At 67.7% G+C, this 24,918-nt stretch carries 25 protein-coding genes and 2 pseudogenes; 17 read left to right on the plus strand and 10 right to left on the minus strand.

Annotation, left to right across the window (positions count from 1 at the left end; translation table 11 throughout):
* Nucleotides 1-209: 209 nt before the first annotated feature.
* Nucleotides 210-773: an EF-hand domain-containing protein gene (locus tag OG738_RS21590; protein WP_329056203.1), complete on the minus strand. Its 564-nt coding sequence runs from the start codon at nt 771-773 to the stop codon at nt 210-212.
* Between the two features lie 204 nt (nt 774-977).
* Between OG738_RS21590 and OG738_RS21595 the strand changes: the two genes are divergently transcribed.
* A complete protein-coding gene (locus tag OG738_RS21595; RefSeq protein WP_329056204.1) occupies nt 978-1,229 on the plus strand; it encodes a hypothetical protein in 252 nt (83 codons plus the stop codon).
* A gap of 684 nt (nt 1,230-1,913) precedes the next feature.
* Nucleotides 1,914-2,750: an SAM-dependent methyltransferase gene (locus tag OG738_RS21600; protein ID WP_329056205.1), complete on the plus strand. Its 837-nt coding sequence runs from the start codon at nt 1,914-1,916 to the stop codon at nt 2,748-2,750.
* 61 nt (nt 2,751-2,811) lie between these two features.
* Here OG738_RS21600 and OG738_RS21605 read toward each other — a convergent pair whose 3' ends face one another.
* A complete protein-coding gene (locus tag OG738_RS21605; protein ID WP_329056206.1) occupies nt 2,812-4,335 on the minus strand; it encodes a hypothetical protein in 1,524 nt (507 codons plus the stop codon).
* 326 nt (nt 4,336-4,661) lie between these two features.
* On the opposite strand from OG738_RS21605, the gene OG738_RS21610 reads away from it, so the two are divergent.
* The 4 genes from OG738_RS21610 (at nt 4,662) to OG738_RS21625 (ending at nt 7,685) form a co-directional block, all read left to right on the plus strand.
* The gene (locus tag OG738_RS21610) at nt 4,662-5,444 is read left to right on the plus strand and encodes an SDR family oxidoreductase (RefSeq protein ID WP_329056207.1); all 783 of its coding nucleotides are present in this window, start codon (nt 4,662-4,664) and stop codon (nt 5,442-5,444) included.
* Nucleotides 5,419-5,928, plus strand: coding sequence for a hotdog domain-containing protein (locus OG738_RS21615; RefSeq protein WP_329056208.1), 510 nt, complete (start codon nt 5,419-5,421; stop codon nt 5,926-5,928). Before OG738_RS21610 ends, OG738_RS21615 begins: the two co-directional genes overlap by 26 nt.
* A 285-nt stretch (nt 5,929-6,213) precedes the next feature.
* On the plus strand, nt 6,214-6,690 hold the full coding sequence (locus OG738_RS21620; protein WP_329056209.1) for a methylglyoxal synthase: 477 nt from the start codon (nt 6,214-6,216) through the stop codon (nt 6,688-6,690).
* Between the two features lie 41 nt (nt 6,691-6,731).
* Nucleotides 6,732-7,685 carry an acetaldehyde dehydrogenase (acetylating) gene (locus tag OG738_RS21625; protein WP_329056210.1) on the plus strand — a complete coding sequence of 318 codons (954 nt, stop codon included), beginning with the start codon at nt 6,732-6,734 and terminating at the stop codon, nt 7,683-7,685.
* Nucleotides 7,686-8,226: 541 nt separating this feature from the next.
* On the opposite strand, the gene OG738_RS21630 is transcribed toward OG738_RS21625, so the two are convergent.
* Complete coding sequence (locus OG738_RS21630) at nt 8,227-8,541, minus strand: hypothetical protein (RefSeq protein WP_329056211.1); 315 nt, start codon at nt 8,539-8,541, stop codon at nt 8,227-8,229.
* A gap of 603 nt (nt 8,542-9,144) precedes the next feature.
* Here OG738_RS21630 and OG738_RS21635 point away from each other — a divergent pair.
* Complete coding sequence (locus OG738_RS21635; RefSeq protein ID WP_329056212.1) at nt 9,145-9,306, plus strand: hypothetical protein; 162 nt, start codon at nt 9,145-9,147, stop codon at nt 9,304-9,306.
* Nucleotides 9,307-9,725: 419 nt separating this feature from the next.
* On the opposite strand, the gene OG738_RS21640 is transcribed toward OG738_RS21635, so the two are convergent.
* The 3 genes from OG738_RS21640 to OG738_RS21650 all read right to left on the minus strand — a co-directional run bounded on the left by OG738_RS21640 (nt 9,726) and on the right by OG738_RS21650 (nt 12,645).
* Nucleotides 9,726-10,211, minus strand: a complete 486-nt coding sequence (locus tag OG738_RS21640) for a hypothetical protein (RefSeq protein WP_329056213.1) — start codon at nt 10,209-10,211, stop codon at nt 9,726-9,728.
* A gap of 1,191 nt (nt 10,212-11,402) precedes the next feature.
* The gene (locus OG738_RS21645) at nt 11,403-11,636 is read right to left on the minus strand and encodes a hypothetical protein (protein ID WP_329056214.1); all 234 of its coding nucleotides are present in this window, start codon (nt 11,634-11,636) and stop codon (nt 11,403-11,405) included.
* A 469-nt stretch (nt 11,637-12,105) separates the two neighbouring features.
* Nucleotides 12,106-12,645, minus strand: coding sequence for a helix-turn-helix domain-containing protein (locus OG738_RS21650; RefSeq protein ID WP_329056215.1), 540 nt, complete (start codon nt 12,643-12,645; stop codon nt 12,106-12,108).
* A 145-nt stretch (nt 12,646-12,790) separates the two neighbouring features.
* Between OG738_RS21650 and OG738_RS21655 the strand changes: the two genes are divergently transcribed.
* Nucleotides 12,791-13,591, plus strand: coding sequence for an alpha/beta fold hydrolase (locus tag OG738_RS21655; protein ID WP_329056216.1), 801 nt, complete (start codon nt 12,791-12,793; stop codon nt 13,589-13,591).
* The gene (locus OG738_RS21660; protein ID WP_329056217.1) at nt 13,588-14,811 is read left to right on the plus strand and encodes a PP2C family protein-serine/threonine phosphatase; all 1,224 of its coding nucleotides are present in this window, start codon (nt 13,588-13,590) and stop codon (nt 14,809-14,811) included. Before OG738_RS21655 ends, OG738_RS21660 begins: the two co-directional genes overlap by 4 nt.
* A gap of 10 nt (nt 14,812-14,821) precedes the next feature.
* Here the strand turns inward: OG738_RS21660 and OG738_RS21665 are convergent, their stop codons facing one another.
* Nucleotides 14,822-15,172, minus strand: a complete 351-nt coding sequence (locus tag OG738_RS21665) for an ATP-binding protein (RefSeq protein WP_329056218.1) — start codon at nt 15,170-15,172, stop codon at nt 14,822-14,824.
* A 10-nt stretch (nt 15,173-15,182) separates the two neighbouring features.
* Between OG738_RS21665 and OG738_RS21670 the strand changes: the two genes are divergently transcribed.
* The 5 genes from OG738_RS21670 (at nt 15,183) to OG738_RS21690 (ending at nt 19,638) form a co-directional block, all read left to right on the plus strand.
* On the plus strand, nt 15,183-15,683 hold the full coding sequence (locus tag OG738_RS21670) for a hypothetical protein (protein ID WP_329056219.1): 501 nt from the start codon (nt 15,183-15,185) through the stop codon (nt 15,681-15,683).
* Nucleotides 15,684-16,277: 594 nt separating this feature from the next.
* Nucleotides 16,278-16,481: a hypothetical protein gene (locus tag OG738_RS21675; protein WP_329056220.1), complete on the plus strand. Its 204-nt coding sequence runs from the start codon at nt 16,278-16,280 to the stop codon at nt 16,479-16,481.
* A 606-nt stretch (nt 16,482-17,087) separates the two neighbouring features.
* On the plus strand, nt 17,088-17,408 hold the full coding sequence (locus OG738_RS21680) for a hypothetical protein (protein ID WP_329056221.1): 321 nt from the start codon (nt 17,088-17,090) through the stop codon (nt 17,406-17,408).
* 240 nt (nt 17,409-17,648) lie between these two features.
* On the plus strand, nt 17,649-18,500 hold the full coding sequence (locus tag OG738_RS21685; RefSeq protein WP_329056222.1) for an SAM-dependent methyltransferase: 852 nt from the start codon (nt 17,649-17,651) through the stop codon (nt 18,498-18,500).
* A 283-nt stretch (nt 18,501-18,783) separates the two neighbouring features.
* Nucleotides 18,784-19,638 (plus strand): SAM-dependent methyltransferase, encoded by an 855-nt coding sequence (locus OG738_RS21690; protein ID WP_329056223.1) that lies wholly within the window; start codon nt 18,784-18,786, stop codon nt 19,636-19,638.
* Nucleotides 19,639-19,888: 250 nt separating this feature from the next.
* Here OG738_RS21690 and OG738_RS21695 read toward each other — a convergent pair.
* A pseudogene (locus OG738_RS21695) lies at nt 19,889-20,215 on the minus strand (integrase core domain-containing protein); the annotation flags it as partial.
* A gap of 11 nt (nt 20,216-20,226) precedes the next feature.
* Here OG738_RS21695 and OG738_RS21700 point away from each other — a divergent pair.
* The 3 genes and pseudogenes from OG738_RS21700 to OG738_RS21710 form a co-directional block, all read left to right on the plus strand.
* Entirely contained in the window at nt 20,227-20,904 is a 678-nt protein-coding gene (locus OG738_RS21700; RefSeq protein ID WP_329056224.1) for a group II intron maturase-specific domain-containing protein, read from the plus strand.
* A gap of 605 nt (nt 20,905-21,509) precedes the next feature.
* Nucleotides 21,510-22,034 carry a Mu transposase domain-containing protein gene (locus tag OG738_RS21705; RefSeq protein ID WP_329056225.1) on the plus strand — a complete coding sequence of 175 codons (525 nt, stop codon included), beginning with the start codon at nt 21,510-21,512 and terminating at the stop codon, nt 22,032-22,034.
* Between the two features lie 292 nt (nt 22,035-22,326).
* Nucleotides 22,327-22,782: pseudogene (locus OG738_RS21710) on the plus strand (ATP-binding protein); the annotation flags it as partial.
* A 62-nt stretch (nt 22,783-22,844) separates the two neighbouring features.
* Here the strand turns inward: OG738_RS21710 and OG738_RS21715 are convergent.
* Nucleotides 22,845-23,531 carry a tyrosine-type recombinase/integrase gene (locus tag OG738_RS21715; protein WP_329056786.1) on the minus strand — a complete coding sequence of 229 codons (687 nt, stop codon included), beginning with the start codon at nt 23,529-23,531 and terminating at the stop codon, nt 22,845-22,847.
* A 4-nt stretch (nt 23,532-23,535) separates the two neighbouring features.
* Nucleotides 23,536-24,909 (minus strand): IS1380 family transposase, encoded by a 1,374-nt coding sequence (locus OG738_RS21720; RefSeq protein WP_329056226.1) that lies wholly within the window; start codon nt 24,907-24,909, stop codon nt 23,536-23,538.
* Between the last annotated feature and the right edge of the window lie 9 nt (nt 24,910-24,918).

A 24,918-nucleotide genomic window follows, 5' to 3' on the forward strand; every position in this document is an offset into this window, starting at 1 on the left:
GTCGGATCCGATGTCGCGCCGGGATGCGTTCCCTCTGCTGCACGGTCAGTGTCACACTGCCGCGCGACGAAAGGGCGGAGCTTGCTCTTCAAGGTCCCGACGGCGACCTGGCTCAGGAAGAGCTGCTGCGGGCGCGGGTATCGGCCGGGGTCCGGGAGGGGGCCCGAGAGCGTCGAACCCCCTCCGCGCTCACGGCCGGTACGCGGGCATCATGCGGATTCGAGGGGGCCCAGCAGCCAACTGCCCGCGGAGCCCGGTGCGTCGTCGAAGTAGTACTCGCGGATTGCCGCCAGGAGGTCGTCGGTGGTGATGAAGCCGTCGGCGTCCCCATCGAGCCGGCGGAACGCCTCCCGGGCGTCCGGTTCCGGGAGGTTCATCAGCGAACCGGTCCACCGCACGTGCTCGTCGGCGACCAGTTTGCCGTCGTCGTCGACGGCGGCGATCTCCATGATCACGTCGAGGAACGGCCGGTACCCCGCGTCGAAGGACTCCAGGGTTTCCAGCATTCCTGCCGCGAAGGCCGCCTTGTACTCGGCCGGGCTGATCCGGCCGTCGCGGTCGGTGTCGGCGACCGTGGACAAGTGTTCCCACAGACCGAGGCACAACTCGACCAGCCGCTGCCGGACGGGGGAATTCGGGCCGTGACCGAACTCTTCGGCCAGCCGGGTGGCTGCCGCGACGAAGTCTGCCCGCGCGACGAAACCGTCACCGTCGGTGTCGTAGGTATGGAACCGCCGAGCCAGTTTCCGGTCGAGAAACGCCGAAATTTCCATGGTCTTCCCGTCCGGAGCGCCGAGACATGATCAGGACGCGTCACAGCAAAGCCGAGCCCTGTGGCTGCGGGCAAGAGGCCAATCCGGCGATCTTGCCCACCCGGTACGACCGTGTCCTGGTGCCGGCGCACTTGGACCTCGCAGCCGTTCGTGCCGGCTGCGCCCAGGCCGCGCGCTCGTCGCTTTTTACCGTCGGTGTCCGCGATGCGCCGCAGCGCAGGCCGAGTCGCTGCGCGACCGCGACCGCTACCCCTGCATCTGGTCGAATCGTTGCTCGAAGCAGGCGTCGCGCAGGGTACCTTCGGCAGGGAACGCGACGTCCGGCTCTCCGCACTCGCCCTGTTCGGGATGACCAACTGGTCGTACCAGTGGTACACCCCGGGCGGCGAATACAGCTACCACCGCGTCGCCGACGAGCTGCTTGACATTTTCCTGCACGGGGTCCGGCCCCGCTGATCCGTCGCGAAGCGGTCGAACACCTGGACGATGCTCATGCGCAGGCGACCGCCACTCGATCCGGTGATCATCACGCCTGGCCGTCACGACGGGGCGGCCGGGCCCTCTTCTTCGGTGCTGAGGTGATCGATGCGGCACGCCCCCCGACCGTTTCGATCACATCAGCCGGCTCGGCGGCAGGATCCCCCCACTTGCCGCCGAGCCACCGCGCCACAGCTTGTGCCTGGATGAAGGTCGGCAACACCGGCTTGGCCGATCGAATCAAGCGACGCGAGAGAGAAGGTGAGGCACCGTACTATCCGTGCCCCCGGTTGCCGCAGCTCGACCCGTGCCCCCGAGCAGGCGGCACTTCTGGGCGTCCGCGATGTTGCTGAAGGGCGCGCGCGAAGCTGGCACGCTTCGCCAACCGGAGCGGGTCTCGGCTCCCACTCGGGTTCCCGAGAAAGGTACAGGCTAAGTGGGCACGGCATCGCGCCGGCCCTTGGCTGCTACGGCGAAGCGTAGGCGTCGGCTTGAATCAGTTCAGTGGCGTCGCCGAAGAAGACGCTGACATTTCTCCAAGCAACTACGATGAGTAACAAATCTTGGATCGTCGATCACACTTTCGTGTCGCAACCGGCGTAGTGCCAACCACTAGAATCCCAGCCGGACGCAGACGCGGTGAGGTTCACATCCGGAGGTGGCATGACGTTGGCAGCCGGCTCCGGCGTATCCATTGACCTGTCGCGGGACCACACCGTCGCCTCCCCGGCCCGGATCCGCGACGCGGCGCTCGGCGGCAAAGACAGCTACGCGGCCGACCGAACTGCCCTCGACGCCCTGGAAGCCGCCGCGCCGGGGTTCGCTGCCCTGCTGCGTACGACCCGGGCATGGCATGTCCGGATCGTGCGGCTGCTGGCCTCCCGCGGATTCGACCAGTTCCTGGATCTGGCGGCCGGATTGCCCACGGCCCGCGAGAACACCCACCAGACCGCCCAGCGGCAGAACGCCGAGGCGAAGGTCGTCTACACCGACACCGACCGCCTCGTCCTGACCTACGGTCGGGCTCTGCTGACGGACAACGACCGCACGCAGGTGGTGCACGCCGACCATCTCGACCCATTCCGGCTCCTCGATCTCGAGCAGGTGAACACCGCCCTGGACCTCACCCGGCCGGTAGTCCTGCTGATGACCACCGGCGCCCAGCACGACCCGGACGACGACCGCTTGGCCGCGGCACTGGCCGGCTACCGCCAGCTGCTGCCTCGCGGCTCAGTCCTCGCCCTCAGCTGCTGGTCGCCGCCCACCGGCTCGTCCGCGGCCGAGCTGCTGGCTCAGGGAATCGAACGCAACTGGGAGTTCCACTGCCGTCGCGCGGTCCGCTATCGCAGCCACGCCGGCGTCCAGCAGCTGTTCGCCGGCTTCACCCTGCTCGAACCGGGCCTCATCCGGCTGGACCACTGGTGGCCCGACGGACCGGCGCTTCGGGCGCCAAGACCTGCCCAGCAACTTGCCTTCGGCGGTGTCGGCACCAAACATTGACAGCGGCGTAGGCGCCCACGCCGGGAAGCGAAACGTCGTGCACTCCATCACAGCGCCGATGTCATGGAGCCGGTATCGAACCGCCTGCCGACCGCCCGGGCAGGTCGGGAGACGGCAAGCAACCGTCAAGCTCGTATGGTTCGCATCGGCTGAGCAGTTGCCCGACTGCCGAGGTCCTTCCCATTCTCCGAAGATGAGCGATCATCCCGCGCAGAGCGGATTCGGCGCGGCTTGAGTGCAGAAACTGGTACTCGTCGAGAAACCGGTTCCAGTAATAGAAGGCCGCCTCGTTCCGGCCGCCGTTCAGTTGACACTCGGCCAGCATCGCCGTAGTGAGGATTCGCGCCCGGCGTTGCCCGGAAGGGAGGTCGCGCAGGCAACGCAGCAATGATTCGGTCGCCAGTGGGAGGTCGTGCACCTTGACATACGCCTGTGACGTCCGGAAGTCGAGCACGGCCGCGCCGTAGGCACTCACCGGATCGGACCGCTCGCCGGTGCGTGATCTCCTCAGGAAGCTGATCTCGTCGAGTAACCCCAGGGCTTTGCCGGCGCGACCGAGTTCCGCATACGCGACCGCCTCCTGCGCCTGCAGCAAGAGCGCCATCCCCGGCGGTTGCGTGATCGATTCGCCCGCCAGCTTCTTTGCGTTCGCCACGACTTTCAACGCATACTGAGGATGGCCGAGCATGGTGGCCTGGTTGGCGAGATCACCGAGTATCTGGAGGGCGAAGCCGTAACTGCGCGCCGCAGTGGAGATACGCAGCGCTACGAGGTAGTAGCTTTGCGCAAGGCCGTGCTCGTGGCGATCGACGTGCTTGATGCCGAGGCGTTGCGCGAGCCGGGCGGCACAGTGGACAAGGCGCGGCCGGTTGCCACCTTGGCCGGTACGTGAAAGCATTTCCAGGATATCGCCTGCCAAGTAGGCCGTGGTCGCCCGGCACGCATGACCACCACCGAAGAGATCATCCATATTGCCCAGTAACGCAGTCGTTTCTTCGGCTGCTTGGATCTGCGCCGTCGTGAAGGCTTTCAGCCTTTTTCCCGTAACCGGCGGTACGAGCAGAACGTTGCCCTGCTCGGCCAGCCCGTCCCAGGAGAAGTCCGCAGTCCGGTACGCAGTGCGGTGCACCTGTGCGCGGGACCGGTGGTCCAGACAGGCCTCCGCCAGTCTCTCGAGCCCGGTCAGCGGGTCTCCGCAGAGGTCATGGCCGACCTCCTGGTCAGCCTCGTCGGGCCGGGTGAATCCGGCATCGACCGGAGTCAGGCTCTTGCCCAGTTTGGCGCTCAGTGCATTCACGATCAGCGGAATGACCGGCGTGCGCGGCATCGAGCCGGCCAGCCAGTGCGACACCGAAGATCGGTCGTAACGCAACTCGATCCCCAGCCGAGAGCCGAGACGGTTGACTTCAGAAGCTAAGGCCGAATTGCCCAGACTCGCCTGCTCCATCAGCTTCCGCAGCTGATGATTGGGATTCTTTTTCGGCATCACATCCTCGACGTGTCCGCTCCGTGAAGAGCACCAATGGCAGTTTGAGGCACAGAACGGCCCCTCGCCAGCCAGCGTTTGAGTGACGACGAAAGTCATCCGGATCAGTAGATCCCTGACCTACTGCGATCGCGTCGAGACTATCCCCCACGGTTGGTGCAAAAGTATGACCGAGCGGGTGTACGAGCGGTTCACTGGCCGAATACCGGAAGCCGGCGGCCACTGGGCACCGGATTCAACCTGTTCAACGCAGCTGCGTCGGCCGCCGTGGTCCGGGTATCAAGCCGGTGACCGTTGTTGCACCGAGAGGGGTTGTTTCCATGACTGTCGAAGGAGCGGAAACGCCGGGAAACCCGGCCCGAACCACACCCGGAAATCCGACGTACCGGACGGAGCTGACCAGGTCGTCGACTCACCGAGATGGGTTGAGCGGCCAGGTTGCGGTGGTGACGGGCGGTGCCCACGGGTTCGGACAGCACGTGGTGGCGGCCTTGGCCGAGGCCGGGGCCAGACTGGTCGTGACCGGCCGCGACGATGCGGCCTTGACCGATCTTTCCCGGGCCGCGCACTCCGCCGGTTGGTCGTTGGTCACCCAGGCCGGTGACGTCCGGGACCAAGCCACGGCGACCGCGGTGGTCGACCGGGCGGTCGAGACGTTCGGCCGGGTGGACGTGCTGGTCAACAACGCCGGGATCACCGGGCCGATCGGACCGACCTGGGAGGTGGACTCCGACGACTGGTGGCAGGCGATGGAGGTGAACGCGCACGGAAGCCTGCTGTTCATCCGGGCCGCGCTGCCGGTGATGACCGACCGGGGTGGCGGTACGATCGTCAACATCGTCTCCAGTGCCGGCCGGCGGCGCTTCCCGCACCTTTCCGCCTATTCGGTTTCCAAGGCGGCTGTGATCAAGCTGGGGGAAAATCTCGGCCGCGAGCTGGCGACCGCCGGCACCGGTGTATCGGTCTTCAGCCTGCATCCCGGCGTTCTCCGGGACAGCGGCATCGCCCGCGACCTTCTCCGGGGTGATCACTTGGACCGGTGGCTGGTCAAAACCGCAGGCTGGGTCCGGGAACAGATCAGGACCGGGCGGTCCGTAGAGGCCGCGGTCGCCGCGCAGGCGGTCGTCGCGCTGTGCACCGGCGAATTCGACGCTTCGAGCGGGAGCTATCTGGAGGTCGGCGATGTCCTTGCGCAGCTCGGCTCCTGACACCACCCGGGTGACCGACCGAGGCCGGCGCGCCGGCACCCGGCATCGCCACGAAACCGTGCTGCGGTTCGCGGATCTCGACTGGCAAGGCCGCACCAACAACGTCTCAATGGTCGGAAATCTGCAAGAAGCGCAGATCTGGCTCCTCGACCCGGATCGGCGCAAGATTTTCCAGGATGCCGACGAATCTTTTGTGGGCGCCGCGAACAACGTCGACTACCTCCGCCCCCTCCGATTCCGGGAGGAACCGATCACCGTCGAGGCCACCATCGTCGAACTGAGCCGGTCGAAGGTCCTGCTCGGCAGCGACGTCGTCGATGACCGGTACATCTACGCCGACACGCATCGTCGTCACCGACGGTGTGATCACCGAGGCGGGGCGGCACGTCTCGGCTCCACCGGGGTGAGGACGATCGACCTGGACGGACACGCGATCCTGGCCGGCCTGATCGACGCGCATGTGCATTGCGCTTCGGTGGCGTGACATCGTCTGGCCCCGTTCGCCCGGTCGGGGACTGGTGTTTCTCGTTTGCCTGCGTACAGTGGAAAAGGTCGAAAATTTCCCTGTCGGCCGATCGGTAAGCCATTAATACACCGTGGCTGCCGATGATTTCTGCTTGGCCGATGATCTGGGGTGTGTCCACTCGTCGCGCGCCCTTTCGGTGATCCGGGACAACGAAGGGCAGCGGCTTCGGTCGCGCTCGGCTTGAACTAGTCCAACAGCGGACTGCCTCTGGCGGGTGCTTGGTCCTGAAAGGATGTATTTGCCGTGAAAAATTCGTCGGGTTTGATTGCGGTCATCGCGCATGACGGCATGAAGAAGATCATGTCAGAGTTCGTGTGCGACCATGCCGGCGCATTGTCGGCATTCGAGATGGTCGCGACCAACGGTACCGCAAAAGAGCTGCGCGACGTCAAAATGTCGGCGACTACCTGCGGCCATGGCCCCAGCGGCGGCGACGTCGCCATCGCTGCCGCAGTCGCCGCCGGCGAGATCGCGGCAGTGTTCTTCTTCATCGATTCCGCCGTCGCTCACCCGCACGCCCCGGATGTGAGTGCGCTCATCCGGCAATGCTGCGTCCACGACGTGCCCCTGGCGCTCAACCGAACCACCGCCGATGCCGTCGTGAACCGGCTCATGCACGCGGAACGAGCACGGATACCGAAGCCGCGCGCGACACGAACCCGTGCCGCCCGCAACTCACAGCCGAACTACCGGGAACTGCCGCAGAACCAGCCACATTGAGATACGCGAGGAAGGACGGTTTCATCGTGACGAAGACCCCCGTGGCGATCGTCGGGCCCGGAAACGTCGGGACCGACCTCATGTACAAGCTGATGCGCTCGAAAACACTGGAGGCCCGGTTCATGATCGGCAGGAACCGCGCGTCGGTGGGGCTCAACCGCGCCCGCGCGGAAGGATTGCAGGTCAGCGCGCAGGGCATCGAATGGCTCCTGGACCGCCCGGACCACCCGAGGCTGGTGTTCGAAGCGACGTCCGCGGCCGTCCACGCGGCCCATGCTCCGCGCTACGCCGATGCCGGGATCACCGCGATCGACCTGACCCCGGCCGCCTACGGCAAACCGGTCATCCCCGCGGTCAATCTCGAGCAGCATCTCGGCGAGTCCAACATCAGCACGGTGTCCTGCGCCGGACAGGTGGCCGTCCCCATCGTCTACGCCATCGCCTGCTTCGCCACCGTGACCGAGGCCACGGTGGTCGTGACCATCGCCGCCCCCTCGGCCGGACCGGGCACCCTGGGCAACCTCGAGGCGATCAGCACGGCCACCTGCCGGGCCATCGAAGCCCTGGCGCCCGCCGGGCGTGCCACCCTCGCCCTCGCCGTCGACGACACCGAACCGCCGACACCCATGCGGGTTGTCGTCTCCTGCGTCACTGACCCGTCATCAGGGGCCGACATCTCCGCCTCCGTGGCCACGATCGTCGCGGACGTCGCCCGCTATGTTCCCGGTTACCGGCTCACCCGCCCGCTTCACGTCCAGGGCCTTCCCGGCGGACGGCAGCGGGTCACCGTCGCGCTGGAGGTCGAAGGAGCCGGCGACTACCTCCCGCGCTACGCCGGCAACCTCGACATCATCACGGCCGCCGCGGTCGAGATCGGTGAGGTCATCACCGAGCAGGCAGCCGGATCCATGACCCCGGTCGAACGGCTGACCCAGTCGAGTGCGCGCGACAGTGCACTACACCCGCCGGCCATGGGGCCGGCCGGGCGAGACTGACGGCGAGGCAAGAGATCATCATGCTTGACCGTGATCGCTGAGCAGTGCCGGTGTTCGTCAAAGACGCCCCGAAACAGTGATTCCACGACCAAGCGCGTGGTTTGGGCCGTTCCACCACACGCGGATGCGCGATGATCTTGGCGAGCGGGATCCATCGGGACCTGTCACCCGCGCCAGTGGGTATCCGGGGCCGGGCTGCCGGCGGGGGGCATGAACCCGGCCTCGGATACCCGGATTTTTTCGATTGTCTCGTGTCTCGGTCGTCTTCATCGGTGACCCTCGACAGTGAAGCGATGGCGGGTGTTCGGCGCTGCCGCGCCGGAGGAACCGGCGGTTCGAGCCGGATGGTGAGCTGCCCCAACGCGCGGCGGCGTACTTCGAACAGCAGGTGCTTCGGCCGTTTCGGGCCTCACCGGGCGCAGTGCCGAGCAGGTGCGAGCGAAGCCGGTGGCCTCCGCTGTCGGGAGCGAGGACCGCCGAGGGGCAAGGTGCGGGCGCGGGGCCGGTCGTTTCCGCGAGCGCGGACTGCCGCCGGCGCTGCTCACGGCAGGATGGCGGCCATGCCGAGCGTGATGAGTTTTCGTTCCACCGCTGTGGATGGCAATAGCACCAGCTGGCAGCGGCCTCCGCTGTGGCCGATGTGATCGAGGAGCGCTGCGGCCGCTTCCATGCTGAAGTAGTCCACATTGGTGAGGTCGAGCAGTACGGTGGTGACGCCACTGCGGGTGGCCTCGGCGAGGACGGCGGCGAACAGGCTCGCGTCGAGCGGGCCCCACCCCCGCAGCGTCACCGATTGGCCGGCCAGGGAGGGGCTCTCGAACTCCACCCCGCTCGTATCGGCGCGGAAACTCGTCATCCGTGTCTCCGCATCTCGGGGACGGAGGTGAGCGAGCAGCTGAAGCGGGGCCCGTCCAGTTGATCAGCCGACGCCATGCCATTGCTCCCTTCAACGCGCCGGGCAGCGGGTACCCGCGCCGTCCGCGGACATGTGGTCGACTCCATTCTAATGCGATCATCCGGAACCGCATGAGGTAGTCAGCGGCGGTCTCGTTCCGTTCGTGGCGGCGCTGCCGGATCTCGTCGTCGGCCTTCGAGGCGACTCTCCACGGTTCCCGCAGGCACCCCGGCCGTGTGTTGAGCCGGCGCGGGTGGACATCGAGCGAGCCAGGGCGCGGCGGCCCGACGTCGGTAGTCTCGCGACGGACATCCGCCAGAGCGTCGCCCACCAGCTCGGTAAGCTCAGCCAGCCCCGGCCTGGTCCGGGCGCCGGCAGGGCAAACGGCAGATCCACTACATCAACGGCCCGCACGCCTCGCAATGGCGGCTCGCCGTCGAACACCAGCGGGCACTCTGCGCGCCACGCCGGCGCACGGGAGCTCGGTGGTGACCGGTGCATGAGAAGCCCGCCGGTGGGGTACCCGTCGGTCCGGCCGATGTGGACACGGGAAAAGGAGCGGTCATGGGATTGCTGATCGGGTTGCTGGTCGTCTGGGCGGTATTGGTGGTTTTGGGCGCCGTCGTCAAGGGCCTGTTCTGGCTGATCATCGTGGGGGCCGTGCTGTTCGTGGCCACCGGGGTGATCGGGTTCGTCAAGCGGAAAGCGCTGAGCGGCCGCGGGTGATGTGATGCCTTCGCGATCCGCGCCGCGAGGCAGGCGCGGTTCGCGACGATCGGTGCACCGGTTGGGGTTCCCGGGCCTCGAGCCGTGGTGACCGGGTGGCCGCGCGGATCACTGGCTGGACCGCGCACATCATCGAGCAACCGGCGGCGAACAGCCTGGTCCGCCTGTCGAGCACCTACGGCGGTAAGCCTCAGCGGGTGGTCGTCGGCACTTGATCCCGAGGACCCCGCAGATCACCACCTCGCGATGGCGGGTCGGCCGAAAAGTACTGGTGTCACGGAACGGATAGCCGTGTAGCCGAGCGCGTCCGCCAAGGCGAGCACTGCTGCACCGGCCGCCTCGCCGTGTGTCCACGCCCTGTCCTGGGCGATCGCCTCGCCGTCCCGCATCACCCGATCGACCGCGTGGGGCGCATGCGTTCATTCGCCGACGTCGCGGTGCCGGATGTCGCGGAAGGCGCGCGGGCGGATCCCCGCACTGATGCTGACCGGGTCGAAGGTGTCGAGGATCAGCTCACGCCAATCGGTGGCACCGAACCAGTCTTCGGTCATCAGATGCGCGGTCCAGTGCAGATATGCCGGCCAGGTCCGAATCCGCTCCACCGCGATCCGATAACCTCCACCTGGTTCGCACCGATCGTGGGTGATCCGCCACCGGGGCCGCCGGTCCGCGGCCGCGAGGGACGCGCTGGGCGAGGTCCGTTCTCCGCGCCCGCCGCCCTCCGGGTGCCACCACACGGCGCCCGCGCCGTCTTCGATCAGCAGCAGGCACACATCGCACACGGCGAGCAGGTCCTGCTGGACCCCAGCCTGCTCAGGCCCGGCCACGGCCGGCACCACGTCCTCCGCTTGTCCCGGCTCGCCCTCACCCCGATGCCGACACCGTGAGTTGGGCACCGGATCCACCGATCCTCCGTCCGGGGGCGGCAAGGCCGGTGTGGCACGAACCGCGGCCTTCGGGCAAGTCGACGCCGTCGGCAGCCGGACCGGCGCCCGCGGCGGTGCTGCAGACGCCATGTCTTCCTCCGTCGCGATCGCGCGTTACAGGCTTGTCATACACTGGCGCGTGCGAAAGCGCATGGTGAACCCGCCGGGTCCGACCGGGTCGGATGAACCTAGCGACACCGAGCGGGATGCTCGTTCTTCATCGGCTTCGACCCCGACGAGTCGCCGGGCAGACGCGTGCAGGCTTGCGTCAGGTTGCCGCGTCCGAGGCCAAGCGCGTTCGAAGCCGCAACGACTCGGTTCACTAGTGGCCGGTGCCCAAGGGAGGCATGCCATCAAAGATGGACACAGCGCGTCCTCACGTACCGCAGGCCGACGCGGACGGTTCACTTGATCGAGCAGGGTTCACTTACACCAATTTCCAGAGTCCGGTAACGGAAAGTGCGCAAACTCCTTCTCGCTGAGCCAAAGCGGTACATCAAATGCCGCCCCCGATTTCATCGGATCGCCGCAGGGTATCAAGAAAGGGGCGGTACCGAACTGGCACCCCGGCAATCAGGACACGGCTCAGAAAGGCGGTCGACATGAACGAGATTGCTGCAGCAAGGGGTGCGGAGCGGCAAATTGCGGAGCACGCGGCCGAACACAACCAAATAGCCTACGCCCAGGTGTACGCAACATTGAGCGTTGCCGCAGCCATCGACCGACTCGCCACCACGCTGGCGGGGCGCGGCGTTGCCGCGGCGGGTGAACACGAATCTCACCCCCGCAGGATCCGAACGCGGCCCTGACCGGCGACTTGCTGCGTAAGAGTCAACCGCGCGCGGTGTTCGGTGCCGGCCCCGGCCACAACTCGCGCCGAGGTCCCCGACGGAGTCACCCGACCCGGACCGCAGGCCGCACCCCTAATCGCGCCGACGTCCATGCAAGCCGGACCTGTCGGGTAGCGACCATGCCACCGAAGACGCACCAGCAGCCCGACACCGCCATCGGCTGGGCCGCTGTGCCGAATCGTTCGACTACCACAGCGACACCGGCCAGGACGCCGTCGATTCCGCCTGCTCGCCCGCGCCGCTCCGTCGGCTCACACACTTGCCGTCGACAGGACCACCGCGAGCGCCCCACGAGGAGCGACAAGTCCGGTCGACACCGTCACGACGGATCGATGATCTCCACGATCGTCCCTCGCCGGACAAGGGTGGGTTCGGCATCCGAGGGAGCACCGTCTGCCTGAACCGGTATCCAGGTCTCCATCGTGTAGCGATCGAAGACCCCAGCGCCGGAGACTGTGCCGGTCAGGCACCCACGCGAGGTATCGACATCACGAGGCCGAGCCCGGTAGGCAACGCGCGTGCCGTTGCGCAGGTCGCGGAAGGAACCGTCCACATGACCTCCCCGAACCCCGATTTCGCCCTGGTCGTGCAGCCACGGTAGCCAGCAGGACAAACGTGTGCCATCCCGAAGTCGGGTGAATCCGCGATCCCGCGATCCGACCCCGGGCGGTCGCGGATCGTCCTCAAACAACTGGAGTGCCGCGCAGGCACCTGTCCGACTGAAGCGACCATCGACTTCGCCGACGCTATGAACCCTCACTACGACGACCCGTGCCCGGTGTACTGCCTCGGCCGGTTTCGCCTGGCGCGTCGAGTCACCATCGTCGTACTCGATGCGACCGGTGTGGACTACGTCAGTATGGAAGCGGCCCCGTGTGCCTCGAGCGCGCCGGCCATGCCGAAGCCCGCTGCCGAGCGGTTCTGCCGCCTCCGCGGCGGTCGAACGAAACATCTCATGCCGGGCATGGATGCGGTGGTCCGGGCAAGCAGCCGCAGGCACAAGGATGTGCCGGCGGCTCGCGCTACGACGCGCGTGACCGACCTCGATCGTCGTCACTGCCGACGGCGAAGGTGTCTAGCTTCGTGCGCAAGTCTTCGACGCTGCGTCCGGTGAGGACCGACAGCGGCCGAAGCGCTTCTTCGTGGAGTTCGCGGTACGCAAGGCCGCCCTGCCGGACCAGCGCCCACGCCCACCGCCGTAGCCCCCGAAGAGCCGGTGATCGATCTGCGCTGACGGCACGCAGGTCGACGGTGACCACCCACGGGGTTCCCGAGGCCATCCGCTGGCTCACGCGAGCCAGCAGGGTGGGAGCGTCCTCGCCGAGCGCACCGCAGACTTGGGCGAGCCGGACCACCGAGCAATGGCGGGTGCCCAGCTCGTAGGTCGCCAAGGTCTGGACGGCGATCAGCGAGCCGAGCCGGTCGACGAGCTGCTGCCGGGTGTAACCGCGGCTCCGGCGCAGCAGCCGCAGCTCGTTGCCCAGGCAGCGTCGGTAGGCTTGGTCGAAACCGTCACCGCCGACATCGGCGACGGATCGCGGGACCGGAGAGGGGACGGGCATATAGCGAAGACTTCGCCACGTGCCTCCTGTGACGCCATACGGTTTTTGATCACCCGAGCGGACTACCCGGTTTCGCCGGGCCGCCCGGCGAAGTTTCCGCTGCCTGGTGATCACGCGGGGCGTTCAGCGTGGCAAGATGTGCCGGATGAGCATGCGGACCAGGAACAACGTGGTCGAGACCGGGCGCGAAGACGGGCCGGTCCTGCTGCTGGCCCACGGTTTCGGCTGCGACCAGAACCTCTGGCGCCTCGTCGTTCCCGCCCTCGCGCAGCGGTACCGCGTGGTGCTGTTCGACCACACCGGCGCCGGCCGCTCGGACCTGTCCGTCTGGACCCCGGAGCGCTACGGCACCCTCGACAGTTACGCCGACGACATCCTGGCCCTGTGCCACGAACTGGACCTGACCGACGTCGTGCTCGTCGGGCACTCGGTCAGCGCGATGATCGCGGTGCTGGCCGCCAACCGCGAGCCGGACCGGTTCGCGAAGCTGGTGCTGCTCACGCCGTCCCCGTGCTACATCGACGACGAGGACTACCGAGGCGGGTTCAGCCGCGAAGACATCGACGAACTGCTCGAAGCGCTGGAGTCGAACTACCTCGGCTGGTCGGCGACGATGGCGCCGGTGATCATGGGCAACCCGGACCGCCCGGAACTGGGCGAAGAGCTGACGAACAGCTTCTGCCGCACCGACCCCGCGATCGCCCGCGTCTTCGCGCGCGCCACTTTCCTTTCCGACAACCGCGCCGACCTCGCGAAGGTCTCCGTGCCGACGCTCATCCTCCAGTGCTCCAGCGACGCCATCGCACCGCCCGAGGTCGGGCAGTTCACCCACGAGCAGATCACCGGCAGCCAGCTGGTGACGCTCGACGCGACCGGGCACTGCCCCCAGCTCAGCGCACCCGAAGCCACCACCGCCGCGATCACCGCGTTCGTGGACAGGCCGTGATCCGCGAAGCGGGAGAAAGCGCCGACCACGGAAGTGACGCCGATCCCGCGTTCTCGGCGCTGCTCGAAGACAGCGCCGAGGACCTCTACGAGAACGCCCCCTGCGGCTACCTCTCAACCCTGCTGGACGGGACGATCGCCAAGATCAACGCCACGCTGCTGGACTGGCTGGGGTACACCCGCGAGGAGCTGGTCGGCCGGCGGCGGTTCTCCGACCTGCTCACCGTCGGCGGCCGCCTCTACCACGAAACGCACTTCGCGCCGCTGCTGCGCATGCAGGGCGAGCTCGGCGGCATCGCCGTAGAGATGAAGACAGCGGACGGCGCACGGCTGCCGGTGCTGGTGACCTCGAAGGTCAAGACCAGCCCGGACGGAGAGGCTCAGCTGATCCGCACCACGGTGTTCGACGCGCACGACCGGCGCGCCTACGAGCAGGAGCTGCTCCGGGCCCGCAACGAGGCCGAGCGCGAACGCGACCGGGTGGACCGGCTGGCGAAGACCCTGCAGCGGACGCTGCTGCCGCCGACCTTGCCCGGCGTGCCCGGCATGCAGGTGGCGGCCTACTACCACCCGGCGTCGGAAGACCAGGTCGGCGGCGACTTCTACGACTTGTTCCCGCTGACCGGCGACATGTGGGGGTTCTTCCTCGGCGACGTGTCCGGCAAGGGCGCAGGGGCCGCGGTGGTGACCTCGCTGGCGCGTTACACGCTGCGGGCGGCCGCGGTGCACGACTCGGACCCGGTCGCCGCGTTGCGGACGCTCAACACCGTCCTGCACCAGGAATTCCAGGGCCCCGACCCGCGGTTCTGCACCGTCTTGCACGGCCACGTCCGGCCGCACGACGGCGCCGGCGCTACGATAACCCTGGCCGGCGGCGGCCACCCGCCCGCCTTGCTCATCCGCGCCGACGGGACGCCCTCGTTCCTGGAAGCCCGGGGCGGGCAGCTGGTAGGCCCCCTGCCCGTCGCCCGGTTCGCCGCGGTCACCGCCGTGCTCCAGCCCGGTGACACCGTGCTCCTGTACACCGACGGGCTGACGGAAGCTCGCACTCTCGGCCGCCGCCGCTACAGCGAAGAACAGCTGCGGGCAGACCTCACCGGCCTGGCACCGACCACCGCGCCCGCGGTGATCCATGCGGTCACCGAGCTCCTGGCCGGCTTCGGGGACGGCGTCGAAGACGACACCGCACTGCTCGCGATGAGCGTCCCGCTTCAACCGTGACCCGCTGAGATCAGCGCTGCTGCAGGTAGACGCGAACGGTGGTGCCGCAGTTACCGGTATGGGTGCGCACCAGGTCGGCGAGAGCGTGGACCAGCAACAGACCACGGCCCCCCAGCTGACCGGGATCCGCCGGACGACGGCCCGCCAACGGGTCGGCCAACCGGCCGGTGTCAGAGACCTGACACACCACGTGCCCATCCTCCGGCCACACACTGACCGTCGCAGGGCTCCCGGCCTGGGTCAAGCTGTTCGTGACCCGCTCACAGGCGATGAGTTCGAGATCGCTCGCCTGCTCCGGCGTGAGACCGTGACGACGCCCCTGGTTGACGGTGAACTCCCGGACCGTCGGAAGCTCGGTCACACCGCCGGCCGTGCAGGTCGCGACGGCCATGGAAGCGTCAAGCGGGAGGTTGTACCGTTCGATCGCCGTGTCGGGTGCTTACCCGGGAGCTGGGCACTTCTTGGCCGGCTTCCCACACCCATGGATGGGTCGCTTCGGCATCGACCAGGACACCGACGTCGAGGCGGTGCGCATCGTAGGGACAGACGATGGTGACGTCCCGGTCGGCGAAGGCAGCGTTGATGAGCGCCTCGTGCTGGACGCAAGCGCGAACTCGGCAGCACTTCGCCCCGGGCCAGACGAGCTCGCCGATGATGCGTGCGTGCCGTGCGGGATGCCGATCGGCGAACGCACGCAAGACGTGCGCGATGATCCTGCCGGGATTGCGACCGGCCGAGATCATATCGAGCAGGTGCACATGATCCGCCAGCGCACCCAGCTCGCGCTTCAGCAGCGCCAGCCGATCGCCGGGAACGGCCGCCGCGACCGGCGGCGAATACAGCTACCACCGCGTCGCCGACGAGCTGCTTGACATTTTCCTGCACGGGGTCCGGCCCCGCTGATCCGTCGCGAAGCGGTCGAACACCTGGACGATGCTCATGCGCAGGCGACCGCCACTCGATCCGGTGATCATCACGCCTGGCCGTCACGACGGGGCGGCCGGGCCCTCTTCTTCGGTGCTGAGGTGATCGATGCGGCACGCCCCCCGACCGTTTCGATCACATCAGCCGGCTCGGCGGCAGGATCCCCCCACTTGCCGCCGAGCCAATCGGCGCCGCCCCCGCTTCCGACGACGGCAACCGTAGCCGCCCGGTTGCCAGGCCGAGCACAGCCGGCTGGTGCGAAGGCAGCGCGTCGACCGACCCGAGTGCCTGCGGAACCGACGTCATGACGCAGTGCGGATCAGCACGAGGTAACACCACTTGACTGGATCAGGACGGCTAACACCAGGTGGCCGATTGGAATCACCGGAGATGAGCGTTAGGGACTCTCGTTCACCCGAAGATGTAAACCGCAGGCCGGACGATTTCCTTGGGCGCCAGCTGGGAATACAACAGGTGTGGGCGCCCGCCATGCGACGGAGCGCCCGGAATCGGGAATACGATCTCCAAGGAAGGCAGCCGACATGGACGGAATCACTGCGGTGAAGGGGTCGAGCCGGAAGATCGCGGAGCATGCGGCCGAACACAACCAGCTGGCCTATGCGCAGGTGTACGCGACGTTGAGCGTTGCCGCGGCGATCGACCGGCTGGCTGCAGCGCTGGCGGGTCGTGATGGAGTCGAGGCCGAGCACGTATCCCACCCTGAAACGGCATGGATGCACCCGTAGCACCGAACCGATACCAGGCGCCAGGCCGCTCGCGGGTCAACCGCCCGACCAGTGTCGGCGCGCGACCGTCGCCAGGTCGGCGAGGCGTCGGAGAGGAACGTGAGACGGGCGGTGCAGGTTGCTCATGATCATCGGCGCCGCCATCGGCGCCGCCCAGCCGATGCCGTTCGGCTCCAGCCCCTCAAGAAACTCGCGATGTCCTCGCGGCTGAACCCGCTGCGGTAATCCTCGTCGTCGAACCGGTTCGGTTGGCGGCCAGTACCGCGACCGTCGCGCTGACGTCCATGCACACGACCGGGCGGGCGGCGTCGCGCGGCTGGGCGTAGACCGCGAGCACGTCCTCCATGCGGGCGGCGAACTCCGCGTTCGCCCGCGGCGGGATGTTCCAGCACTTTCTCAGATGAGGGCGCAGTTCCGCTTTTTAGGACCCGGCGATGGTGGAGTGGTCCAGGCTCGGGATGCCCTCGGTGAGTTCAACATGCTTTTCCGTCAACCCGCAACGACCATCGGGCATGCCCCGCCGGCGGTTGTGAGCATGCCAGGGCAGTCAGCCGGGCCTCGACCTCGCCGGTCACCGGGGACGGCACCAGTGGAAGGTCACGCTTCTTGCGCGAGATCGTGGCCGCCGGTCTCAGCGAATCGCTTGGCGACCAGCCGCAGCATCTCGCCCGAGGCAGCAAGCTGGGCCGTGATCACCTCTCTCGGATCGGGCTCGCCCACCGAGGTATCCAGCGCGAGCAATACCTGTGCCCGCCTGATCGTCGAGACCGGAGCGCACCCGTGGTGGTCAGCCGGATCAACTCTTCACGATCCCGCGCCGACAACGTGACCGGCCGCTTCATCAGTGAGGCCATGGCAACAGTCCTTCTCCGGCAGGGGAAGGGACCTGCCGGAGAACGGCCTGGCAGCTACGGGCACCACAACTGAGCAGCGACACTGTACTAGAACTCCTGCCAGGCCCGCTCACCCTCAAGCCTCTGCCGGCCACGGCTGCACGGCGGCTCCAGGACGGCACTCGGATGACGACCGGATCGGCGCCCTCACCGCGGAATCCGGAGCGCCGAGCGACGGCCAATCGCCGAACGACGCATCCCTCGGTTTTACGCCGAGCACTCGAGTCACTACTCTGGAGTGAGCAATGGACAGACGGTCGTTTGCGAGGGTGAGGTGACGCAGTCGGAGTTCCTGGCGCCGAGTTCGGTCCCGGTCGGGGTGGACCCGACCCGGGCCAGCATCGCCCGGGTGTACGACGCCGCGCTCGGCGGCAAGAACAACTACGAGATCGACCGCGAAGTCCTCCAGCAGGTTGCCACCAAGGCACCCGAGGTCGCCGACCTGGCCTGGTCCAACCGCAACTTCCTGACCAGGGCCGTGCGGTTCCTCGCCCAGCAGGCGAAGATCAAGCAGTTCCTCGACTGCGGCTCCGGTCTGCCCACCGCGGAGAACACCCACCAGATCGCGCAGCGGGTCGACCCGGACACCCAAGTCGTGTACGTCGACAACGACCCGGTCGTCATCGCACACGGCCGCGCGATCCTGGAGGAGAACCCGAACACCCACTTCGTCTCCGCAGACATCTTCCAGCCCGCGGATGTCCTGGACAACGAGGTGGTCCGTCGGCACCTCGACTTCGCCCAGCCCCTGGCGCTGCTGCAGGTCGGTACGCTGCACCACTACGTCGCCGACAACGGCGCCGACCTGATGCGCGACTACGTCGCCGCGCTACCCAGCGGCTCCTTCGTCGTCATCGCCCACTTCTTCGACCCGGAAACCGACGAACTGAGCGACCTGGCCCGCAAGATGGAGGACTTGTTCATCCACAGCCCCATGGGCTCCGGGAAGTTCCGAACTGAACGGCAACTCCTGGAGTTCGTCAACGGGCTGGAGATCATGCCACCCGGGCCGGGCAAAGAACCGAAGCTCGAACTGTGCGACTACTGGTGGCCCGACGGACCGAAACTGACCCCGCTCAACCAGGTTGAACGCTGCATCGCCGGCATCGTCGCACGCAAACCGTAGCGGCCGGCGGCATGCCTGGGCCACGCCCCTGCCGCCACCACGATCGACCATCCTGGGCAGGACAGTCAGGCTCCGCGGAGATCGACTGGTCTCCGCACACGACCACCCGTGTGGCTTGCCGCAGCATTACGGTCCGGTTGGCGCAGGAACGGCGTGACCTGCCGCGCTCCCTCACGAGCTGAATCGGGCCCGAGCAATTTCGGCCCACACTCGACCCGGCACAGCCAGATATAGCACCGGACTACGTGTTGGCGAGGCCGCGTGATGGCTATACGCTGCACCGATGCCGACCGACGAGGACACCGCACCGATCGCGCCGGCGGGTGTCGACACCGACAAGCCCTCCGCCGCCCGCATCTACGACTGGTACCTGGGCGGAACCCACAACTGGGCCGTGGACCGCGAATTCGGCAAGCGCGCGGTGCAGCTGTGGCCCGGCATGAAGGCCATGGCCCAGCAGAACCGGGCCTTCATGAACCGCGTGGTCGAAACCGCGCTCGACGCGGGCATCCGCCAGTTCATCGACCTCGGCTCCGGAGTGCCGACCGTCGGCAACATCCACGAAATCATCCGCCGCCGGCTGCCGGACGAGGGAAGCGCGACCGACGTCTACGTCGACTACGAACCAGTGGCCGCCGCGCACTCGACAGTGATCCTGGAAAAGGACGACGCGACCGGCTGGGCCGCGATCGTGCAACGCGACCTACGCGACCCGGACGGCGTCCTCGATGACGAGGCCACCCGTGACCTGATCGACTTCGACGAGCCCGTCTGCCTGCTGCTGATCGCGGTCATGCACTTCATCGGCCCCCACGACGACCCGGACAAGATCACCGCCACGTACCGGTCACGCCTGGCACCCGGCAGCTGGCTGGCGATCTCCCACGCCAGCATCGACGACGCCCCGGCAGACGAAACCACCGCCGGCGTCCGCCGGATGATCGACACCTACCGCAGCACCAGCAATCCCATGTGGCTGCGAGACCGCGCCGAGTTCGTCCCGTGGTTCGGCGACTGGAACCTCCTCGAACCCGGCATCACCCGGCTCCCACACTGGCGCCCCGACCGAGAACCAACCGAAGAAGAACTCGAGGCCAGCTCATTCGGGTGGGGCGGTGTCGCGGAAAACCGGTCTTGAATGTCCCGCACGGGACGGCACCACCAGTCGCTGCCAACATCATCACGAGAGGTCGCTGGGGGTGAGGCGGATTATCGGCGGCCGCATCCCACCCGGACTCGTCTCCGTGACCGACTGGTGGCCGCACAGACCGACACTGCACGTACTGCCCCACACGCGGCCGATCACCATCGGCGCACTCGGGTCTGCCCAGGGTCTGGTTGACACCTCACCTTTGAGGTGTCAAGCCCCGGGTTTGATGGAGACTGGATTAGCTGGTTTCCTGGGTTGCGGTGACCGGGTGGGTCATCGCGTGTAGTGCTTCGTACTCGGCGGGCGGGACGTGTCCGAGCTCGCCGTGCAGGCGCCGGTTGTTGTACCAGTCGATGTACTCGACGGTCGCGATTTCCGGGTCGTCCAGACTGCGCCAGGGACCCTTGTTACGGACGAGTTCGGCCTTATACAACGAGTTGAACGCCTCAGCCATCGCGTTATCGTAGGAATCTCCCTTGCTGCCAACGGATGCGACGGCGTAGGCCTCGGCCAGGCGCTGGGTGTAGCGCACCGCTCGATATTGCTCCGATCCTCGTTCGGTATGCCCATGACGCGGTGGTCTGCTGCTACAGCGAGCAGCAGGCGCAGCAGGTCAAGGCACAGCTTGCCGCCTGGCTGAAACCCCGAGGTCTGGTCTTCAACGAGGGCAAGACACGTGTCGCGCATCTCGAAGAAGGTTTCGACTTTCTCGGCTTCAATCTGCGTCGTTATCGGCGCGGGAACCGGCCCGGCAAGTTGTTGATCAAACCGAGCGCGGATGCGGTGAGGCGAGTACGGAAAAGGCTCGCGAGCGAGGTGCGTGGTATGCGTAGCTCGAACGCGATGGCGGTCATCGCCAGGCTCAACCCGATCATTCGGGGATGGGCCGCCTACTACCGTGGGGTGGTGTCCAGCGCGTTGTTCGCCGCGCTGGATCACTATGTGTGGCGTCTCACCTACCGGTGGGCATGTCACACGCATCCCAATAAGCCGAGGAAGTGGATTGTCCGCCGCTATTTCGGCCGGTTCAATCGGTTCAGGAACGACTGGTGGGTCTTCGGCTCCCGTGATCATGTGCTCGACGATCGGGGCACGGTCGCCTACCTCATCAAGTTCTCCTGGACCAACATCGTCCGGCATCAGCTGGTCACGGGGTCGGCATCTCCGGATGACCGGACCTCGTCGGCTACTGGGCTGCGCGACGACGCAAGGTGCCACCTCCGCTGGACAGCTATAACCTGCGCCTGCTCATGAAGCAGGACGGGCGATGCTCACTCTGCGGAGATCACCTGCTCAGTCCCGGCCAGCCGCCCCAGTCTCCGCGAGACTGGGAACGCTGGTGGCTGAGCGTCGTCAAACGAGCGATCGCCGCGGACTACCTCACCCACCATGGGCGAGGCAGCATGCCGGACGGGAACCAAACTCGCCTTATTCACGCGTTCTGCAACCGCAGCCTCATGGCTCGGCAACGCAGAACACCGGTGACATCGCCCGCAACGCCCTCGGGGCTTGCTTGAGCCGTGGTGCGGTGAAAGCCGCTCGCCCGGTTCTGAGGGGGCCCTGGCGCAGCAATGCGCCGGGGCTACCCGACAACTGCCGGACCCACCCGCGAGCTGGGGCGCCGGGAAGCAGGCGCATCTACTGGTCGGGGCGTTGGCGCACTCGAGCAAGTGGCGCGGAGTCCTGGCCGATGCCGAGGACTTCCCGCACCTGGTCGAGGCCCTCGACGCGGTGGTCCGGCGCCTGGGCGGGGTGACCCAGGTCTGGCGCTTCGACCGGATGGCCACGGTCTGCCACCCGCCTCCGGTCGAATCACGGCTGCGTTCGCGCAGGTCGCGAAGCACTACGGGGTCCGATCGGTGACGTGTCCGCCGCGGCGCGGGAACCGCAAGGGTGTGGTCGAGAAGGCCAACCACTCGGCCGCGCAGCGCTGGTGGCGCACCCTTGGCGACGACATCACGATCGCCGAGGCGCAGGCCGGGCTGGACCGGCTCGCGGCCAAGCTTGACAGCCGCCGCCGGGTCCTCGACGGCGAGCGCACCACCGTCGCCGGCCTGGCCGCTGCCGAGCGGCTGCATGCCCCGCCGTTGGTCGCGTTTCCGGCCGAGTTCGACCTGCCCCGGACCGTCACACCGCAGGCGCTGGTCGCTTTCCGCGGCAACTCCTACTCCGTCCCACCCGGGCTGGGCTGCGCGCAGGTTCAGGTCCGTCACCGACTCGGCGCGGACGTGCTGCGGATCGTCACCGAGGGCGGCGCGACGGTCGCGGTCCACCGGCGCGCTCCGGACGGGGCCGGGCGGGTCGTCCGCGATGACGGGCACGTGATCGCGCTCGAACACGCCGCGATGTGCGCGTTCAGCACCGATCGGCCCTGCACCCACTAGACGCGTCGGCCGCCGTCGGCGGCGGCGTGGGCCGAAGCAGCACGACTGCGCGGCCTGCCCGCGACGGGGCCCGCGGCTCACGTCGTGATCGACCTGGCCACCTACGCCGCCACCGCGGCGAAGCTGGGCAGCGCACCCACCTACGAGTCCGAGGAGGACTGAACTCTTGTCCGGAAACCGTTCAGGGCCACAAATGAGCGAGGCCCGCCGCTATCAGCAACTCCGGTCGCACTCTCCTATCTGAAGCTGGACAACGCCGCCGAAGCCCTGCCCCCGCGTCCTCGATCAGGCGCGCGCGGAGAACCTGTCGATGACCGCGGCACTGGAGCGGCTGCTGGAGATCGAGGTCAACGCCACCGAAGAAGGCCGTCTCGCCGGCCGGTTGCGGTTCGCCTGCCTGCCCGATCCCTGGACCCTGGCGGACTTCGACTTCGCCGCCCAGCCTGGGGTCGACGAGAAACTCATCCGCGACCTGGCGACGTTGCGGTTCCTCGACGACGCCTCAAACGTGTTGTTCGTCGGGCCGCCCGGGGTCGGCAAGACGATGCTCGCCACCGCGCTCGCGCGCGGGACGGCCGAAGCCGGCAACCGGGTCTACTTCACCACCGCGGCCGACCTCGCCGCTCGCTGTCACAAGGCCGCGGTCGAAGGGCGCTGGCAGACCTGCATGCGGTTCTTCGCCGGACCGAAACTGCTCGTGATCGACCTATCCCGACCCCGCGACTATGCCGAGACTTCGGCTGCGTGACAGAGGAATTCGTTGCGGTGGAGGGGATATGGCGGCTTGCATGAGTGCGGCGGTCGGCATAGTCACAGGCTTTCGAGGAAGGCCAACAGCTTGTCGCCGGGCTGGTAGCGGCCCGGTGCCGTTGACGGTGGTGTCGTGGCGTCGAGGGCGCGTTGTTTGATGGTCATGTCGGCGTGCAGGTAGATGCTGGTGGAACGCGGGTCCGCGTGGCCGAGCCAAAGCGCGATCACGGCCGTGTCGACCCCGGCCTGTAACAGCGACATCGCGCAACTGTGCCGCAGCACATGGGGGTGAAGTTGCTCCGGCCGGATGGTGGGGCATGTCCGTGCGGCGGTGGCAGCGTGCAGGCGGACAAGACGTTCCACGGCATCAACACTGAGCCGCCGCCCCGTGCGGGTCGGGAGCAACGGCTGGTCGGCGCGACCGTCGCTTTCGGCAAGCCAGCCGCGCAGGACGGCCTGGGTGGCGGTGGTCAGGGGAACAGCGCGGCGTTTCCGGTCTTTGCCGAGGCATCGGACGCTGGCTCCGTCGCCGAATGTGACGTCACCGCAGTCGAGTCCGATCAGTTCGGACACCCGCAGTCCGGTTTGGACGGCGACTAACCTCGATCTTGCATGGGGCTGTGGGGTTCGGTTGAAGTTCCTGTTGTAGCCGGGTTTTGGCTGGAAACCGTGGTGTGGGCATGGTCGTGGGCCGGCTGTCGCGTCGGCGGGCGGGTCCGAGGTCCTTGGTCGTTGGGACAGGAGCAGGGGTTTAGCCGGGCCAGGGTGCTGCGCGGAGCCGGGTGAAGGCGGTGGCGAGTCGCTGTGCCCAGGGCCAGTCCCGGTCGAGGTGCAGGGTGGTGACGCGGGCGGTGCGGGTGAGTTTCCCGGCGACGGCGCAGACGCGGTAGCGCAATGTGGCGGGTTCGGCGCGGGCGAGGTCGCCGGTGAAGCACAAGGCTTGGGTCCAGGTGAGCAGGTCAGCGGCGGTCAGCGACAACTCGAGCCAGGTCTTGTTCTCCGCGTAGCCGCGGCAGGGGAAGTTGCGCAGCCCGGTGGTTTTGCCGCAGCGGATCCGGTCCTCGACCCGGGCATGGGCGCGGTGGCGGACTTCGAGGTCGGCGAGCTGCCCGCCGTCGGTGTCGGCGATGAACGCGGTGAACCGGTGACCATCAGCGTCGGTGAACCGCAGCTGCGCACCGGGATGGGGACGTTCCCGGCGGACGATCACCCGCGAACGCTCCGGCCACTTCGCCAGGTCGAGCATGCCGGTGATCTCCGCGACCCATGCCCCGTCCCGAGGCCCGCCGTCGAGGTCGTAAGCCGGGACCCACGCGTCGGCGGGAACAGCCAGAACCGCGGTCTGCACCTCGGTGCTGATCGGGAATCCCATGGAGAACCCGCAGCCGGCCGCGCGGACCGCCGCGGCGAAGGCGTGGGTCGCGCCGGCGTCGTCGGTGCGGATCATTACCTGCGGCGCCCCGGGATCGCCGGGGTCGGGCCGGGCGCAGGCGGGCAGCGCGGCCAGCGCCATCGTCAGGATCTCGGCGTGGTCGGCGGCGGTGTTCGACCCGGCTTTGCCCGGTCGGAGGATCCCGGCCAGTGCTTCCCCGCCAGAAATGTCGGGTCGGTCGAGGTAAGCCAGCAGCGGATGGAACCCGAACGTCTTTTTCCACGTTTTCGCCGCGTTCTCCTTCTCGCTATGGGCGATGCTGATCGTCGCATCGATGTCGATCACCAGGCCAGCCGTGACATCGGGACCCGCCCCGGCGGCCCAGGCCTGTTCCCGGGCTGCTGCGCGGCCCGCCTGCAGGCGGGCGAGGTGCTCGTCGTCGACCCGGTCCAGCACCCGCCACGCGGTGGCGTCGCTGGCCACCGCACCGAAGAGTTTGTCCTGGTCCCGCAGCGTCGCCAGATGCGCCAGCGCGTCACCTCCGTCGGCGATCATGACTGCCACGTCGGCCAGGACCCGCCCCGGCAGGTGGACCGGCATGCCCTGGTAGGTGTCGAGAAGTGCTTCCGACCAGCCGGTTCCCAGGCCGGTACTGATCGTCAGCTCCCGCAGCAGCGCCACCCCCGCACGGGACACCAGCCCCTCGCCGTCCGCGCTGACCCGCACCGATGACGCCTTGCTACCCTGCACCAAGGGAGTGCC

The organism is Amycolatopsis sp. NBC_01488 (assembly GCF_036227105.1).
Taxonomy (GTDB): Bacteria; Actinomycetota; Actinomycetes; order Mycobacteriales; family Pseudonocardiaceae; genus Amycolatopsis.

Excerpts from the sequence above, each read along its gene's own strand:
- OG738_RS21590 (WP_329056203.1), bottom strand. The coding sequence starts at position 773 with ATGGAAATTTCGGCGTTTCTCGACCGGAAACTGGCTCGGCGGTTCCAT.
- OG738_RS21595 (WP_329056204.1), top strand. The coding sequence starts at position 978 with ATGCGCCGCAGCGCAGGCCGAGTCGCTGCGCGACCGCGACCGCTACCC.
- OG738_RS21600 (WP_329056205.1), top strand. The coding sequence starts at position 1,914 with ATGACGTTGGCAGCCGGCTCCGGCGTATCCATTGACCTGTCGCGGGAC.
- OG738_RS21605 (WP_329056206.1), bottom strand. The coding sequence starts at position 4,335 with ATGACTTTCGTCGTCACTCAAACGCTGGCTGGCGAGGGGCCGTTCTGT.
- OG738_RS21615 (WP_329056208.1), top strand. The coding sequence starts at position 5,419 with ATGTCCTTGCGCAGCTCGGCTCCTGACACCACCCGGGTGACCGACCGA.
- OG738_RS21630 (WP_329056211.1), bottom strand. The coding sequence starts at position 8,541 with ATGACGAGTTTCCGCGCCGATACGAGCGGGGTGGAGTTCGAGAGCCCC.
- OG738_RS21635 (WP_329056212.1), top strand. The coding sequence starts at position 9,145 with ATGGGATTGCTGATCGGGTTGCTGGTCGTCTGGGCGGTATTGGTGGTT.
- OG738_RS21650 (WP_329056215.1), bottom strand. The coding sequence starts at position 12,645 with ATGCCCGTCCCCTCTCCGGTCCCGCGATCCGTCGCCGATGTCGGCGGT.
- OG738_RS21655 (WP_329056216.1), top strand. The coding sequence starts at position 12,791 with ATGAGCATGCGGACCAGGAACAACGTGGTCGAGACCGGGCGCGAAGAC.
- OG738_RS21675 (WP_329056220.1), top strand. The coding sequence starts at position 16,278 with ATGGACGGAATCACTGCGGTGAAGGGGTCGAGCCGGAAGATCGCGGAG.
- OG738_RS21690 (WP_329056223.1), top strand. The coding sequence starts at position 18,784 with ATGCCGACCGACGAGGACACCGCACCGATCGCGCCGGCGGGTGTCGAC.